Genomic DNA, 14,482 nt, shown 5'->3' on the forward strand with positions numbered 1-14,482 from the left:
GTGCAGCCGCGGGTGCTGCGTCGTGTGTGTGCACGCGTCCGTGCGTCCTCCCCGTTACCCGAGCCCGCCCGGGCTCATGCGTTCGGGTGAGGCGACCGGACGCTCCTCCCGCGGGGGTTCGGAGCCGCGCGCGGAGCGGTTTGGTCACCGGGCACCAGTGTGTCGCACGACACCCCTAGGCTGCCCGCCGTGGACGATCTGACGACGGCCGGCCTGGCCGAGACGGTGCGGTTGACGACGAGCGGCGAGGTGACGGCGCGGGCGGTGGTCGACGCGGCCCTGGCGCGGATCGGCGAGCGCGACCCCGCACTGAACGCCGTCTCCCAGCTGGTCGCCGACCGTGCTCGTGCCGACGCCGACCGGCTCGACGCGGCCCGGGCCGCCGGCGCCGTGGCCGGTCCGCTGCACGGCGTGCCGGTGGTGATCAAGGAGGAGCTCGCGGTCGAGGGCCTCGTGACCACCTTCGGCGGCGAGGGCAACTCCACCCCGGCCGCCGCGGACGCGGAGGTGGTGCGCCGGCTGCGGGCCGCCGGTGCGGTCGTGGTGGCGACCACGACGATGCCCGAGTTCGGGGCGTGGCCCTACACCGAGTCCTCCTCGCGCGGCTACACCCGCAACCCGTGGGACCGCACCCGCACGCCCGGCGGCTCGAGCGGCGGCACGGCGGCGGCCGTGGCGAGCGGGATGGTCCCGGTCGGGATGGGCGGGGACGGAGGAGGGTCGATCCGCATCCCGAGCGCCAGCTGCGGTCTCTTCGGCCTCAAGCCGCAGCGCGGCCGGGTCACCTCCGCGCCCTGGGACCAGCTGTGGTGGGCGCTCGGCACGGCCGGTCCGCTCGCGCGCACGGTCCTCGACAGCGCGCTGGTGTACGACGTCGTCCGCGGCCACACCGACGGCGACCGCTGGCGCGCGGGGGAGACCGGCTCGTTCGCCGAGGCGGCCCGCCGGGAGCCCGGCCGGCTGCGGATCGGCTGGACCACCAGGCCGGTCACCCTCGGCGTGCGCCCCGACCCCGTCCACGTGCGCGCGGTGCACGACACCGCCCGGCTGCTCACCGACCTCGGCCACGACGTGCGCGAGGTGGACCCGCGCTACCCCGACCCGACCGCCGCGTTCGTCCCGCAGTTCTTCGGCGGCATCCGCGACGAGGCCGACGGGGTCGAGCACTTCTCCCGCCTCGAGCGGCGCACCCGCGAGACCTACCGGATCGGCTCCTGGGTGACCCCGAAGGTGCTCGAGTGGGCGCTGCGGCAGACCGAGAAGGTCTCGGCGAGGGCCAACCGGGTCTTCGACGACGTCGACGTGCTGCTCACGCCGGCGGTGGCCCACCGCCCGGTCCCGGTCGGGGTCCTCGACGGGAAGGGCACGGTGCGCTCGGCGCTGGCCGCGATGCCCGCCATCGCCTACGCCGCGCTGTGGAACGTCGCGGGCAACCCGGCGGCGGCGGTGCCCTGCGGACCGGCGGCCGACGGCCTGCCGGTCGGCGTGCAGCTCGTCGGCCGCACCGACGACGAGACCACGTTGCTGTCGCTGTCGGCCCAGGTCGAGGCGGCCCGCCCCTGGCCGCTCGTCGCGCCTGCCTACGCGACCGCATGAGCCTGCTGCTCCAGGGGCCGGCGGCGCTCGCGCGCCGGGCGCTGCGCCGGCCGAGCCCGCTCGCCGGCCGCACCGTGCTGGTGACCGGCGCCAGCTCCGGGATCGGGGAGGCCACGGCGTACGCCGTCGCGGAGCGGGGCGCCCGGGTCCTGCTCGTCGCCCGCCGCGCCGAGGAGCTCGAGCGGGTCCGCGCCCGGATCGGGCCCGCGGCCGCGGCGTACCCCTGCGACCTGACCGACGGCGACGCCGTGGATGCGCTCGTCGAGCAGGTCCTGGCCGAGCACGGCGCGGTGGACTACCTGGTCAACAATGCCGGCCGCTCGATCCGCCGGAGCCTGGCGCTGTCCTACGACCGCTTCCACGACGTGGAGCGGACGATGGCGGTCAACTTCCTCGGGCCGGTGCGGCTGACCCTCGGGCTGCTGCCCGCGATGCGCGAGCAGCGGTTCGGCCACGTGGTGAACGTCGTGACGTGGGGCGTGCAGCTCAAGGCGCCGAAGTTCTCCGCCTACATCGCCTCCAAGACCGCGCTCGACACCTGGAGCCGGATCGCCGGGCGCGAGACGTTCTTCGAGAACGTCACCTTCACCAACATGCGGTTCTCGCTGGTGCGGACCCCGATGACCGCACCCACCGAGGCGTACGCCGGCCGCGGCGCCACCCCCGAGCAGGCCGCCGCGCGGGTCGTCCGGGCGCTCGAGGACCGGCCGCTCACCGTCGGGACGGTCGCCGGGGCGCTCGGCGAGGTCGTCAACGTGGTCGCGCCTCGCGCCAGCGACGCACTTCTGGCGACCCTGGACCGCGTCTTCGCCGACTCCGCGGCGGCCCGGGGCACGCCCGGGCCGGAGGGCCGGTCCGCCGGCTAGTTGCCGTAGGAGAAGCGGAGGTCGGCGAAGAGCAGCTGGTTGACCCGCGTGCGCAGGTGGCCGACGGTCGCCTCGGTCGGCAGCGGGTGCGGGGACAGGTGGGTGAACCGCAGCCGGGTGTCCCCGCCGGGCGCTGCGCCGGTCTCGAGCAGGATCCGGTCGTCGGGCCGGTGCGGCCAGAGCGTCGACCACACCAGGCTGCTGGGCTCGTGGGCCTCGAGCACCTGCGGCACCACCTCGTCCGCGAGCAGCGCCGGGGCCAGCCACGGCCGGGTGCGAGGCTCGTCGGGCACGGCGGGGAGCGCCACACCACGTGCGGCGGGGCGGGGAGCCTCTGGGCCCCCGTGCCGATGACCTCCACGGCCCCGACGGTAGGCGCCGGCCGACCGGAGGGCGAGCGGATTGCCCGGCGCGGGTGGGTCAGGCGGCGCGGGCGAGGGCGATGCGCCCGGCGGCGTCGGCCGTGGCCTGGTGCAGGGCGGTGCGGGCGGCCTCGAGCGCTGCCGCGGGGCCGGCGTCGTCGACCCCGGCCAGACCGGCGTGGACGACCACGGCCCGGCCACCGCCGGCGACCGGTCGCGCACCGACGAGGCCGCTCATCCGCCGCCACGCGACCGGCAGGGGGACCCCGGCCAGCACGACGAGCAGGTGGTCGTCGTCGACCTGCACCAGCTGGTCGCCGTCCCGCAGCGCCGCGGTGGCCCGCGCGACGAGGTCGCCGGCGCCGCCGGGACCCCCACCTCCGCTGCGGCGCAGCAGGCACAGCGCGTCGCCGGCCCGCACCGGCGCGGTGCACAGCTCGAGCTCGGAGCCGGTGGACCGTTGCGCCGGGCCGGGGTCCTCGGAGGCGGGCGGCACCAGGGTGGCGAGGAGGTGGGCCAGCTCGGTCAGCGTCGCCCGCTGCAGCGCGACGTGGGACCCGGTGTGCTCCTCGCTGCCGGCCGGCGCGTTCACGGCGTACACCTCGAGGGCCACCATGGCCTGCTCCACGAGCCGCTGCGCCTCCGCGACCGTCCCTGCTCCGGACGCTCCGCGGAGGGCCTGGTTGGCCAGCGCCCACGTGGTCAGCAGGGCGGTCGGCCGGGGGTGGTCGGCGAGGGGTTCCATGGCGGGCTCCCGCTTTCTCTGCGACGGGCGAGGTGCCAGGCCATCGGCCGGAGGCGCCCCCGCCTGAGGGGTGCGGACCGGTTTGTGACCCGGGCCACTCCACCGGGCTGGACCGGCCGTCATGCCGGTCCATCAAGGGATGTCGACGAGCTCTCGCCTCCCCGTGCGAGCTGACCCGGGGGAGTGGCGGGAGGCGTGCATCTCTTGATGAGTCGACGGCCCGGGTCAGCTCGCCTTCTTCGCCGCCGCCTTCTTGGTCGTGCTCTTCTTGGCCGGGGCCTTCTTCGCAGCGGCCTTCTTGGCGGGAGCCTTCTTCGCCGGGGTCTTCTTTGCGGACGACGACGAGGACTTCTTGGCCGGCTTCTCCTCGGCCCCGTCGTCGGCGGAGTCGGAGTCGGAGTCGGCCTGGTCCTCGTCGGAGGCCCGCGGTGCTGCCTCGCCACGGGCGGTCTTCGCGGCGTCGACGGAGCGCTGCAGCGCGGCGAGGAGGTCGACGACCTCGCCGGAGGACTTGGTGGAGGTGGGGGTCCGCTTGACCTCGCCGCCCTCGATCTTGGTCTTCACCAGGGCCTCGACGGCCTCGGCGTAGTCGTCCTCGAACTCCGCGGGGTCGAAGTCGCCGGCGAGGGTCTCGACGAGCATCCGGGCCATCTTCACCTCGGCGGCCTTGACCTCACCGGTCTCGACGCTGAAGTCGGGCTCGCGGACCTCGTCGGGCCACATCATCGTCTGCAGCACGATCACGTCGTCGCGCACGCGGAGCACCGCGACGGTGGTGCGCTGGCGCAGCGCGACGGTGACGACGGCCATCCGGTCGGCCTCGAGGAGCGCCTGGCGCAGCAGCGCGTAGGGCTTGGCCCCGGACTTCTCCGGCTCGAGGTAGTAGCTCTTCTCGAACAGCATCGGGTCGATCTGGTCCGAGGGCACGAACTTCTCGACCGCGATCTCGCGCGAGGAGGTCGAGGGCAGCTCGGCGAGGTCGTCCTCGTCGAGGATGACCATCTCGCCGTCCTCGGTCTCGTAGCCCTTGGCGATGTCGGAGTAGGCCACCTCCTCGCCGTCGATCGAGCAGACCCGCTGGTACTTGATCCGCCCGCCGTCCTTGGCGTGCACCTGCCGGAAGGACACGTCGTGCGACTCGGTCGCGGCGTACAGCTTGACCGGCACGCTGACCAGGCCGAAGGACACCGCACCCTTCCAGATCGCTCGCATGGGGTAAGGATGGCCCCATGCGCCCCATGCTCGCCACCAAGGGCACGTCGGTGCCGCCCGGGGAGGAGTGGGCGCACGAGGTGAAGTGGGACGGCGTGCGCGTGCTCGCCGACGTCACCCGCGAGGGCCGGACCCGGTTCACCTCGCGCAACGACAACGACGTCACGCCGGCCTGGCCGGACCTCACCGAGCCGCCCCTGGGCGGGCGCGACCTGCTGGTCGACGGCGAGGTGATCGCGCTGAACGAGCAGGGGCTGCCGGACTTCCGGGTCCTCCAGGACCGGATGCACGTCCGGAAGGCGACCACGGCGGCGCGCCTGGCGGACCGGGTGCCGGCCACGTTCATGGTCTTCGACCTGCTCCGCCTCGACGGCGACGACCTCACCGACCGCCCGCTGGTCGAGCGGCGCGCCCGCCTCACCGACCTCGGGCTGACCGGCTGGCAGGTCCCCGCGTCGTACGACGACGGGCCGATGCTGCTCGACGCGACCCACCAGCAGGGGCTCGAGGGGATCGTCAGCAAGCGGCTCTCGAGCCGGTACACCCCGGGCCTCCGCACGCCGCACTGGCTGAAGTTCGCCCACCGGCACCGGCTGTCCTACGTCGTGGGCGGTTGGCGGCCGACCGAGGGCACCGACCGGCTGGGGGCGCTGCTCGTGGGGGAGCCGACCGCGGACGGCCTGCTCTACCGGGGCCGGGTCGGCAGCGGCATCGGCGGGCGGGCGAGCGCGGCGCTGGCCGAGGCGCTGGGGCCGTACGCGCGCGGCGCCAGCCCGTTCGCCGACGAGGTCCCGCGCGTGGACGCCCGGGGCACGCACTGGGTCGAGCCGGTGCTCGTCGTCGACGTGGACACCCACCACACCTCGCGGGCCCAGCGCCTGCGCCAGCCGTCGTACCAGGGCCTGCGGACCGACCTCTCGGTCGCGGACCTCCTCGTCGACCCGCAGGGGGAGGGACATTGAGCCCGGCCAAGCAGGAGGTCACCGTCGAGGTCGACGGGAGGCGGTTGCGGATCAGCAGCCTGGACAAGGTGCTCTACCCGGCGACGGGGACGACCAAGGGGGAGGTGCTGCACTACTACGCGCAGGTCGCGCCGGTGATGCTGCCGCACCTGGCCGAGCGGGCCGTGACCCGCATCCGGTGGCCGCACGGGGTGCAGGAGGGCAGCTTCTACGAGAAGAACGCGCCCGCGGGCACCCCCTCGTGGGTGCGCACCGCCAGCGTCCCGACCACCGGCAGCCGCGGCACCTCGCGGCACGGCGACAAGCTGGTGTTCCCGGTCGTCGAGGACCTCGCGACGCTGACCTGGCTGGTCAACCTCGCCGCCCTCGAGCTGCACGTGCACCAGTGGACCGTGGGCCGCAACGGCCGCCCGCGCAACGCGGACCGGCTCGTGATCGACCTCGACCCCGGCGAGCCGGCCGGGCTGCACGAGTGCTGCCAGGTGGCGCTGATGGTGCGCGACGCGCTGGCCGAGCGCGACCTGGACTGCAAGCCGGTCACCAGCGGCAGCAAGGGCCTGCACCTCTACGCCGACCTGCCGGGCCGGATGCGCTCGGAGGACTCCACCGCCCTGGCCAAGGAGGTCGCGGAGGCGCTGCAGAAGCAGCACCCGTCGCTGGTGACCGCCACCATGACCAAGGCCCGCCGGTCGGGCAAGGTCTTCCTCGACTGGTCGCAGAACGCCGCCTCCAAGACCACCGTGTCGCCCTACTCCCTGCGCGGGCGGGAGCGGCCCACGGTCGCCACGCCGGTCACCTGGGTGGAGGTCGAGGAGGGCGCCGAGGACGAGGAGGGCCTGCGGCAGTTCCGGTACGACGAGGTGCTCGACCGGGTCGCGGACCTGGGGGACCTCTTCGCCCGGGGGTGACCCGGCGGGTGCCGCCCGGTGCCGTCGCCCGGTGCCGTCGCCGGTGTTACCGATCTGTGGGGCCGTCGAGGGGGCGGCGTTCACGCGGCGTGCCAGCGCCCCTCCTAGCGTTGCCGGGATGGCTGAGCGAGGGGTGCGACGATGACGGCGACGAGCCTGCGGCAGCTGCTGCGGCCCCGCCTCGTGGCGCCGGTCCTCACCGTCGCAGCCGCCGGGTGCCTGGGGGTCCTCTCGGGCATGCCGCTCAGCAGCGCCACCGACGACGGCTCCGGGGTCGCGCTCGCCGCGGCCGACAGCCGCAGCGCGACGCTCACCGTCACCGACCTCGACCCGGGGGACCAGGTCACCCGCACGGTCACGATCGCCAACGACGTCGCCGAGCAGGCGCGGCTGACCTTCACCGAGACCGGCGCTCCCGCGGGGTACGCCGACGGGCGGCTGGAGCTGCGCATCGAGGACGACGGCCGGGAGGTGTACGACGGCCCGTTCGGCGGGTTGGGCGACTACCCCGTCGACATGGGGTGGCTGGAGGCCGGCGGCTCGGCGACGTACACCTTCACCGTCTCGCTGCCCGACGACGCGCCCCTCGTGCCCGCGGGGACGCAGTCCGCGACCGCGTCGTACTCCTGGGTGACCGGCTAGCGCCGCCCGCGAGCCCCCGGCCGGGCCCGGCCCTGTTGGAACGCTTCCCGGACGGCCCCGACGCCCGGGCCCTATGCTCTGTGGCATGGGACACCGGGTTCTGGTCGTCGAGGACGAGGAGGACATCGCCTTCCCCCTCGTCCGGACGCTGGAGCGCGAGGGCTACGAGGTCGGCTGGGTCGACACGGGCGAGAAGGCCCTGGCCGAGCTGGAGGGCCGTCCGGCCGACGTGGTCATCCTCGACCTCGGCCTGCCCGACGTCGACGGGCTCGAGGTGTGCCGCCGAGCGCGCGAGGCCGGGTACGACGGCGCCATCATGATCGTCACCGCGCGGGCCGGTGAGCTGGACCGGGTGGTCGGGCTGGACTACGGCGCGGACGACTACCTCTCCAAGCCGTTCGGCCTCGCCGAGCTGCAGGCGCGGGTGCGGGCGCTGCTGCGCCGCACCGCCGGCGCGCGTGACACCGCGCCGGTCGACGGCGTGCTGCGCATCGACGTCGCCGCCCGCCGCGTCTACTCCGGCGAGGACGAGGTGCCGCTGACCGGCAAGGAGTTCGACGTCCTCAGCATCCTCGCCGCCAACCGCGACAAGGTCGTCTCCCGCGGGCGCCTGATGGCCGACGTGTGGGACGAGAACTGGTACGGGTCGACCAAGACCCTCGACGTCACCATCGGCCGGCTGCGCCAGAAGCTGGAGAGCCAGGGCGTCTCGGACCGCGTCGTGGCCGTGCGCGGCGTCGGCTTCCGCCTCGAGGGTGCCGTCGAGTCCTGAGCCCCGGCTCAGGACCCAAGGAAGTCGACCACCAGCCGGCCGACCTCGTCGGGCCGCTCGAGCTGCAGGAAGTGCCCGGCGCCCTCGACGAGCACGGCGCCGGCGCGGGCCGCGATCCGCGGGTCCAGGCAGCCGTCCCGGGCGCCGTGCAGCGCCAGGGCGGGCACCGTCGGCGTGCCGGTCCAGGTGCGGTGCCAGTCGCGGTACGCCGCCTCCACCCGCCACGGCCGGGCCACGGCCCGGTAGTAGCCGAGCGCGGCCGACCGGTGCGCGGGCTCCCGCAGCGACGCCAGCACGTGGGCGACGTCCTCGCGCGCGTCGTACCCCGGCGACCAGGCGGCCCACAGGTGCCGCACCAGCCGCTCGAGGGTGCGCTCGGGCAGCACCGGCAGCTGGTTGAACAGCGTGTACCAGCTCATCCGCGCCTGCCGGGCGAGCACGACCGGCCCGTTGCCGGCCATCGCCCGCAGCGGCGGGACGGCCATCGTGACCACGCGGGAGTACGGCGACGCCGGGTGCGCCCCCAGCGCGTTGGCCGTGATCGCGCCCCAGTCGTGGCCGACCAGCACCGCGCGGTCGTCGCCGCCTAGCACCTCGTGCACGCCGACCGCGTCCGCCGCCAGCGCGGCGACGTGGAGGTCCCCGTCGCGGGGGACCCCGGACGGGGCGTAGCCGCGGGTGTGCGGCGCCACCACCCGCCAGCCGTGCCCGGCGAGCAGCGGGCCGAGGTGGCGCCAGGTCCACGCCGTGTCGGGGAACCCGTGCAGCAGCACCGCCAGCGGGCCGTCGGCCGGTCCCCACGCCAGGCAGGACAGCGTCACCGCGGGCAGCCGGGCCTCGAGCGTCTCCGGCTGCGGGTCGGGGGTCACGCGCCCCAGGCTAGGGGTCACCCCGGGGTCGCGGGTCAGGGTCGCGTCCGAGCCGCTCCCCGATGTGCCGGGGGTCCGCGCGGGTCGAGGCTGAGGACCATGATCGAAGTCCAGGAGCTCACCAAGGTCTACGGCGGCTTCCGGGCCGTCGACGACGTCACCTTCACCGCCGAGGCGGGCCGGGTCACCGGCTTCCTCGGCCCCAACGGCGCCGGGAAGTCCACCACCATGCGCGTCATGGTCGGGCTGACCCCGCCGACCAGCGGGTCCGTCACGGTCGACGGCCGCCGCTTCTCCGACCTCCCCAACCCCGGCCTCGAGGTGGGCGTCCTGCTCGACGCCTCGGCCCAGCACGCCGGCCGCACCGGCCGCGAGATCCTCACCCTCGCCCAGGAGACCATGGGCCTCCCGCGGCAGCGGGTCGACGAGATGCTCGAGCTGGTCAGCCTGACCCCGGCCGAGTCGCGGCGGCGGGTCAAGGACTACTCCCTCGGGATGCGCCAGCGTCTCGGGATCGCGACCGCCCTCATCGGAGACCCGCGCGTGCTCGTCCTCGACGAGCCGGCCAACGGCCTCGACCCGGCGGGCATCCGATGGATGCGCGACCTGCTGCGCGGGTACGCCGACCGCGGCGGCACCGTGCTGCTCTCCTCCCACCTGCTGCACGAGATCGAGGTGGTCGCCGACGACCTCGTCGTCATCGGCCAGGGCCGGATCGTCGCCCAGGGCACCAAGGCGGCGCTGCTCGCCTCCGCCGGCACCCTGGTCCGGGCGCACGCGGCCGACGACCTGGCCCGCGCGCTGACCGGCTCCGGGCTGACCGTCACCGCCGCCGGGTCGGGCGCCCTGCGCGTCGACGCCGACAGCGAGGTGGTCGGCAAGGTCGCCCAGTCCGCCGGCGTACCCCTCCTCGAGCTGCGCGCCGCCGACGGCGCCGGCCTGGAGGAGATGTTCCTCGAACTCACGGCGGACACCGCCCGCGAGACCACCCCCACCACCAGCACTGCCGGCAGCAACGAAGGAGCAGCAGCATGAGCGCCGTGACCGTGGACCGCCCCGCCGTCCACACCCCCGACCGACCGGCGCCCGCGCCGATCCCGATGACGCGGCTGGCGAAGGTCGAGCTGCGCAAGATGTTCGACACCCGCTCCGGCTTCTGGCTGATGGCGAGCATCGTCATCCTGTCCGTGCTCGCCACTGCCGCGACGGTGATCTTCGCGCCCGACTCGGCGATCACCTACGAGTCGTTCGCGGCGGCCATCGGCTTCCCGATGTCGGTGATCCTGCCGATCATCGCGATCCTCTCGGTCACGGGGGAGTGGAGCCAGCGCAACGGCCTCACGACGTTCACCCTGGTCCCGAGCCGCGGGCGCGTCATCTGGGCCAAGGCCCTGGTCGCGGTGGCCGTCGCGGTCGTCTCGATGGTCATCGCGGCGCTCGTCGGGGTCCTGGGCAACCTGCTGGGCTCGGCGATCAACGGCACCGACCCGGTCTGGGACGTCTCCGCCACCGCGCTGGCCCAGATCTTCCTCGCCAACGTGCTCGGGCTGCTCGTCGGCTTCATGCTCGGTGTCGTCATCCGGTCCTCGGCGCCCGCTATCGTCGGCTACTTCATCTACTCCGCGCTGCTGCCGACCGTCTTCGGGATGCTCGCCGCGTTCCAGGACTGGTTCGCCGACCTGCAGCCCTGGGTCGACTTCAACTACGCCCAGACCGCGCTCTTCGACGAGGTGATGACCGGGGAGCAGTGGACCCAGCTCGCGGTCACCGGCCTGGTCTGGCTCGTCCTCCCCATCGCGTACGGCGTGTGGCGGGTGCTGCGCAGCGAGGTGAAGTGACACCCTCCTGCTCATGAGCCCCCGCCGGACCGTCCTCCTCCTCGTCGCGGCGCTGCTCGTGCTGGCCCCCGGGTCGGCGCGGGCGGTCGCCGCGTCCGCGCCCGTGCTGGACCTCGTCGTCCCGGCGGGCCGGGAGGGCCAGGAGGTCACCGCCGCCCTCACCGTGACGGTCGACGGGGCGCCCGCCGAGGGGCTGGCGGTGACGTTCCGCCGCACCGGCCCGGGTCCGTCGGCCGGCGGGCCGGTCGAGGCGCTCACCGACGCGGCCGGCACGGCGACGTACACCTATCGGCTGGACGGTGTCGGCCACTACAGCGTGGAGGCCGAGGTGATCGACGCTGAGGGGAACTCGAGCGGCACCGGGGTCTCGGCGTACGCCGACTCGTCGGTAGTTGTCTGCCGGTGCTGGATCAACGCCAGCATCGAGGCGCGGGACGCGCAGGACGGGCACGACGTGGTCGGGGTCGCGCAACGGCGGGGCGGTGCGGACGCCGTCGTCCGGCTGTTCCGCTTCCGCGACGGGCGCCCCGAGCGGATCCGCCGGTCGGTCCTCGGCGAGGACGGTGTCGTGAAGTGGCGGGTCGACGACCACAACGGTCGGGCGAGGACCCGTTACTACGCCACCGTGTCGAAGACGAGCGCGTCCTTCGCCGAGCGGACACGGACGATCCGGGTCCGCTGACCCCGCTGGCGTGGCAGGGTGCCCGGCATGACCCTGCGGCTGCTCCTCCTCACCGTCGTCGGAGCGCTGCTCCCGGCGCTCGTGCTTCTTCCGGCGACTGCGCTGGCGGACGAGGCGCCGGTGGACGTCACCATCTCGATCCCGCCGGGGATGCCGGGGCAGCAGGTCACTGCACAGCTCACCGCCCTTCGCACGGGCCAGCCGGCGCCGGGTCTGACGGTGGTCTTCACCTGGATCGGTCCCAACACGGAGCCGGAGGGTGTCACGACGACCACCACCACCGATGATGCCGGCACCGCCCGGACCGACGTCGTGCTCGACACCCAGACGGTCGTCATCGGGCGGGTGCTCGACGCAGCGGGGGAGGAGCTGGGGTCGGCGACGGCCGTCTACGGCGCGATCGTCTGCCGGTGCTCACCGGTCATGATCAACGCCAGGCTCCGCGCCCGCGATGCCTCGGGGGGCACGGACGTGCTGACCCTGCGGTCGCCGCGTGCCGGGGAGGACGCGGTCGTCAAGCTCCTCCGCGTGCGCGACGGCGTGGCCACCCGGATCCGGAGGACCGTGCTCGGCGAGGACGGGAAGGTGACGTGGCGGGTCGAGGACCACAACGGTCGTCGCCCGACCGAGTACTTCGCGCGGATCTCGGCCACGGTCGTCTCGGGCCGGGACACCACCAAGATCGTCGCCGCCCGCTGACCACGAGCGACCACCCGCTGGCTAGCGTCGGCCGGGTGAGCGAGCGGATCAGCATCCCGACCACCGACGGCCCGGCCGAGGCGTACCTCACCGGAGAGGCGGGCCGGCCCGGCGTCCTGTTCTTCGTCGACGCGATCGGGCTGCGGCCCCAGGTCGAGCGGATGGCCGACCGGATCGCCTCATGGGGGTACGTCGTGCTGGTGCCGCACGTCTTCCACCGGGACGGCTCGGCCGCGGAGCTGGCGCCCCAGGGCGACCTGCGGGAGGCCGAGCAGCGCGAGGCGTTCTTCGCGAGCGGTGCGATGGACCGGGTCGGTGCGTACACCCCGGACCTCTCCGGCCCCGACACCGACGCCTGGATGGCGGCGCTGGCCGAGCACGCGGCAGACGGGCCGGTCGGGGTCACCGGCTACTGCATGGGGGCGCGGCTGGCGGTGCGTGCGGCCGGACGGTTCCCCGACCGGGTCGCCGCGGTCGGCGGCTGGCACGGCGGCGGTCTCGTGACCGACGAGCCGGACAGCCCGCACCTCGCGGTGGCGGGGTCGCGGGCGGCGTACGCGTTCGGGCACGCCGACAACGACCGCTCGATGCCGCCCGAGGCGGTCGCCGCGCTGGGCGAGGCGCTCGTGGCGGCGGGCCGGCCGCACACCAACGAGGTGTTCGCCGGGGCGGTGCACGGCTACACGATGGCCGACACCTCGTCGTACGACGAGGCCGCGGCGGAGCGCCACTTCGAGGGGCTGCGGGCGCTGTTCTCCCGCACGCTCGGCTGACCGCCGGTCACTCCAGCGGCCGGTCGACACCGGAGACGGCGGAGCCGCTGGCGGCGACGGTCGGGCGGTCCGGCGAGCCGGGGAAGGTGAGCGGCAGCTCGAGCGGCGCGCTGAGCCGGACGGTGACCCGGTCCTCGCCGGCGTCGACCGCCACGGTGTGCCGGAGGCCGGGGTAGCGCCGGTAGGCCCCGACCTCGGTCAGGTAGTCGTGCACCGCGGCGGATGCCTGCGCGGCCGTCACCTCGAGCCGACCCTCGGGCACACCGCCCTCGTAGACGTCGGCGCCGGTCGCGCCGAGGTCGGCGCCGTGGAGGGCGGCGCCGTCGGCGAGGGTGCTGAGGCCGGAGCGCTGGAGGTACGCCGCGGTCGCGTCGACCACCACCGCGACCGCCACGGCGAGGAACACCGCGAAGCCGACGATGAGCACCGTCACCTGGCCGCGCTCGTCACTCCGCCTCCGCCGCACCGGTCACCTCCTGGTACTGACCGATCGGCACGGTGTGCGTCGCGTCCAGCGCGAAGGTCGGCGCCTGCCCACCGAGCACCTCCGGCATGAGCGGCAGGTCGACACGCGACTCGATCCGGACGGTGATGACCGAGGTGCCGCTGTGGCAGTCGGACGGGTACGGCGTGCAGGTGACCCGGACCTCCAGCGGCGCCTCGCCGAGACCCTGGTCGGCCAGCGCCTGCCGCGCCACGAGGTCGGCCTGCCGGGCGCCTTCAGAGTCGGTCGGTGCCAGCGCGTAGGCCCGGGCCGCCGACCGCGCCGCCGCGCCGACCCCGAACGCCCCGCGCTGCACCTCGAAGACGCTGAGCACGATCCAGAGCATCGGCACCAGCAGCAGGATGCCGAGCCAGGTGACCTCGACCAGGGCGCTGCCGCGGTCGCTGCGAGGATGCCGACGGCGCGGACGAGCGCGGCTCACGGCGCGTCCTCCAGCGGCCGCTCCTCCACCGCGTGACCCGTGACGTCCAGCTCGAGCGCCGGGCCGCCCAGGCCGAGCGCCGGGACGCGGGCCCGCACGGTCACCTCGATCCCCGGCTGCCCGTCGACCAGCACCTGCCGGGCCTCGACGTCCTGGGCGAACCGTCCCGACACCGCGCCGGTGATCTGGTCGCGCGTGACCGCCTCGCCGTCGGCCGGGCCGCGGCCGGCGGTCGCGGCGTACCGCGCCCCCTCCGAAGCCGCGGCCGCGAGCGTGTTGCGGACGAGCAGCACGAGGGAGACCTGCAGGATGCCGAGGAAGAGCGGCACCAGCACGACGAGCACCAGCACGAAGTCCACGACGGCGGCCCCGCGCTCGCGCTCGGCCGCCGGGCGCACTACTGCACCTTGCTCAGCGCGCTGTTGAGCATCTGCGCGAGCTGCTGGTCGGCCACCTTCCAGATGACCATCACCAGCCCGGCGGTCATGACGGTGACCAGCACCCAGCCGGGCACGTCGCCGCGCTCGTCGCGCGAGCGGGGTGCGGTCAGCGCCAGGAGCGCGGCGTGCAACCGCAGGAGAGCGGTGTCGAGGTGTTCCATGGTGGTTCCTTCCCGAGACATCTGAGGTG

Annotated in this window: 19 protein-coding genes; 11 read left to right on the forward strand and 8 right to left on the reverse strand. The window is 74.7% G+C overall.

What is annotated here, in order from left to right:
• The first annotated feature begins 189 nt into the window (after positions 1-189).
• Together OSR43_RS05575 and OSR43_RS05580 are read left to right on the forward strand one after the other, a co-directional pair.
• Complete coding sequence (locus OSR43_RS05575) at positions 190-1,596, forward strand: amidase (protein WP_302270134.1); 1,407 nt, start codon at positions 190-192, stop codon at positions 1,594-1,596.
• A complete protein-coding gene (locus OSR43_RS05580; RefSeq protein WP_302270135.1) occupies positions 1,593-2,462 on the forward strand; it encodes an SDR family NAD(P)-dependent oxidoreductase in 870 nt (289 codons plus the stop codon). The genes OSR43_RS05575 and OSR43_RS05580 overlap by 4 nt, the downstream gene beginning before the upstream one ends.
• On the opposite strand, the gene OSR43_RS05585 is transcribed toward OSR43_RS05580, so the two are convergent.
• The 3 genes from OSR43_RS05585 to OSR43_RS05595 form a co-directional block, all read right to left on the reverse strand.
• Positions 2,459-2,755, reverse strand: a complete 297-nt coding sequence (locus OSR43_RS05585) for a hypothetical protein (RefSeq protein ID WP_302270136.1) — start codon at positions 2,753-2,755, stop codon at positions 2,459-2,461. The two genes, OSR43_RS05580 and OSR43_RS05585, sit on opposite strands and share 4 nt — an antisense overlap.
• 127 nt (positions 2,756-2,882) lie before the next feature.
• A complete protein-coding gene (locus tag OSR43_RS05590) occupies positions 2,883-3,569 on the reverse strand; it encodes a hypothetical protein (RefSeq protein WP_302270138.1) in 687 nt (228 codons plus the stop codon).
• A 225-nt stretch (positions 3,570-3,794) separates the two neighbouring features.
• Positions 3,795-4,781, reverse strand: coding sequence for a Ku protein (locus OSR43_RS05595; RefSeq protein ID WP_302270140.1), 987 nt, complete (start codon positions 4,779-4,781; stop codon positions 3,795-3,797).
• 17 nt (positions 4,782-4,798) lie between these two features.
• Between OSR43_RS05595 and ligD (OSR43_RS05600) the strand changes: the two genes are divergently transcribed.
• The 4 genes from ligD (OSR43_RS05600) to OSR43_RS05615 all read left to right on the forward strand — a co-directional run bounded on the left by ligD (OSR43_RS05600) (position 4,799) and on the right by OSR43_RS05615 (position 8,065).
• The gene (gene ligD, locus OSR43_RS05600; RefSeq protein ID WP_302270141.1) at positions 4,799-5,743 is read left to right on the forward strand and encodes a non-homologous end-joining DNA ligase; all 945 of its coding nucleotides are present in this window, start codon (positions 4,799-4,801) and stop codon (positions 5,741-5,743) included.
• Positions 5,740-6,651 carry a non-homologous end-joining DNA ligase gene (gene ligD / locus OSR43_RS05605; RefSeq protein ID WP_302270142.1) on the forward strand — a complete coding sequence of 304 codons (912 nt, stop codon included), beginning with the start codon at positions 5,740-5,742 and terminating at the stop codon, positions 6,649-6,651. Before ligD (OSR43_RS05600) ends, ligD (OSR43_RS05605) begins: the two co-directional genes overlap by 4 nt.
• 141 nt (positions 6,652-6,792) lie before the next feature.
• Positions 6,793-7,293 carry a hypothetical protein gene (locus tag OSR43_RS05610; protein ID WP_302270143.1) on the forward strand — a complete coding sequence of 167 codons (501 nt, stop codon included), beginning with the start codon at positions 6,793-6,795 and terminating at the stop codon, positions 7,291-7,293.
• Positions 7,294-7,378: 85 nt separating this feature from the next.
• Complete coding sequence (locus tag OSR43_RS05615) at positions 7,379-8,065, forward strand: response regulator transcription factor (protein ID WP_302270144.1); 687 nt, start codon at positions 7,379-7,381, stop codon at positions 8,063-8,065.
• An 8-nt stretch (positions 8,066-8,073) separates the two neighbouring features.
• On the opposite strand, the gene OSR43_RS05620 is transcribed toward OSR43_RS05615, so the two are convergent.
• Complete coding sequence (locus OSR43_RS05620; protein ID WP_302270145.1) at positions 8,074-8,934, reverse strand: alpha/beta fold hydrolase; 861 nt, start codon at positions 8,932-8,934, stop codon at positions 8,074-8,076.
• 99 nt (positions 8,935-9,033) lie between these two features.
• Here OSR43_RS05620 and OSR43_RS05625 point away from each other — a divergent pair, with 99 nt between their 5' ends.
• The 5 genes from OSR43_RS05625 to OSR43_RS05645 are packed head-to-tail and all read left to right on the forward strand — an operon-like array spanning position 9,034 to position 12,926.
• Positions 9,034-9,969, forward strand: coding sequence for an ABC transporter ATP-binding protein (locus OSR43_RS05625; protein WP_302270146.1), 936 nt, complete (start codon positions 9,034-9,036; stop codon positions 9,967-9,969).
• A complete protein-coding gene (locus OSR43_RS05630; RefSeq protein ID WP_302270147.1) occupies positions 9,966-10,772 on the forward strand; it encodes an ABC transporter permease in 807 nt (268 codons plus the stop codon). Before OSR43_RS05625 ends, OSR43_RS05630 begins: the two co-directional genes overlap by 4 nt.
• Before the next feature lie 13 nt (positions 10,773-10,785).
• Positions 10,786-11,454 (forward strand): hypothetical protein, encoded by a 669-nt coding sequence (locus OSR43_RS05635; RefSeq protein ID WP_302270148.1) that lies wholly within the window; start codon positions 10,786-10,788, stop codon positions 11,452-11,454.
• A gap of 27 nt (positions 11,455-11,481) precedes the next feature.
• Entirely contained in the window at positions 11,482-12,153 is a 672-nt protein-coding gene (locus tag OSR43_RS05640; protein WP_302270149.1) for a hypothetical protein, read from the forward strand.
• Positions 12,154-12,188: 35 nt separating this feature from the next.
• On the forward strand, positions 12,189-12,926 hold the full coding sequence (locus OSR43_RS05645; protein ID WP_302270150.1) for a dienelactone hydrolase family protein: 738 nt from the start codon (positions 12,189-12,191) through the stop codon (positions 12,924-12,926).
• A 7-nt stretch (positions 12,927-12,933) separates the two neighbouring features.
• On the opposite strand, the gene OSR43_RS05650 is transcribed toward OSR43_RS05645, so the two are convergent.
• From OSR43_RS05650 to OSR43_RS05665, 4 genes are read right to left on the reverse strand one after another with little or no spacing between them, the layout of a single operon-like run.
• A complete protein-coding gene (locus tag OSR43_RS05650; RefSeq protein WP_302270151.1) occupies positions 12,934-13,359 on the reverse strand; it encodes a pilus assembly protein TadG-related protein in 426 nt (141 codons plus the stop codon).
• A 13-nt stretch (positions 13,360-13,372) separates the two neighbouring features.
• A complete protein-coding gene (locus tag OSR43_RS05655) occupies positions 13,373-13,852 on the reverse strand; it encodes a hypothetical protein (protein WP_302270152.1) in 480 nt (159 codons plus the stop codon).
• Positions 13,849-14,250 (reverse strand): TadE/TadG family type IV pilus assembly protein, encoded by a 402-nt coding sequence (locus tag OSR43_RS05660; protein WP_302270153.1) that lies wholly within the window; start codon positions 14,248-14,250, stop codon positions 13,849-13,851. Before OSR43_RS05660 ends, OSR43_RS05655 begins: the two co-directional genes overlap by 4 nt.
• Positions 14,250-14,453: a hypothetical protein gene (locus OSR43_RS05665; RefSeq protein ID WP_302270155.1), complete on the reverse strand. Its 204-nt coding sequence runs from the start codon at positions 14,451-14,453 to the stop codon at positions 14,250-14,252. Before OSR43_RS05665 ends, OSR43_RS05660 begins: the two co-directional genes overlap by 1 nt.
• Positions 14,454-14,482: the final 29 nt, after the last annotated feature.

It is taken from the genome of Nocardioides sp. Arc9.136 (assembly GCF_030506255.1).
Lineage (GTDB): Bacteria > Actinomycetota > Actinomycetes > Propionibacteriales > Nocardioidaceae > Nocardioides.